Below are 253 nucleotides of genomic sequence, written 5' to 3' on the forward strand. Positions count from 1 at the left end.
CCCCCCCCCCCCCCCCCCCCCCCCCCCCCCCCCCCCCCCCCCCCCCCCCCCCCCCCCCCCCCCCCCCCCCCCCCCCCCCCCCCCCCCCCCCCCCCCCCCCCCCCCCCCCCCCCCCCCCCCCCCCCGCCCCCCCCCCCCCCCCCCCCCCCCCCCCCCCCCCCCCCCCCCCCCCCCCCCCCCCCCCCCCCCCCCCCCCCCCCCCCCCCCCCCCCCCCCCCCCCCCCCCCCCCCCCCCCCCCCCCCCCCCCCCCCC

The 253-nt window shown here is 100.0% G+C and carries 1 protein-coding gene; it reads left to right on the forward strand.

Translation table 11 applies throughout. The features are described 5' to 3' along the window. A partial coding sequence (locus JHD80_RS29475) for a hypothetical protein (RefSeq protein WP_199055829.1) occupies nt 1–253 on the forward strand: 253 nt, incomplete at both ends.

Source organism: Allobosea sp. ASV33 (genome assembly GCF_016428755.1).
Classification (GTDB): domain Bacteria; phylum Pseudomonadota; class Alphaproteobacteria; order Rhizobiales; family Beijerinckiaceae; genus Allobosea.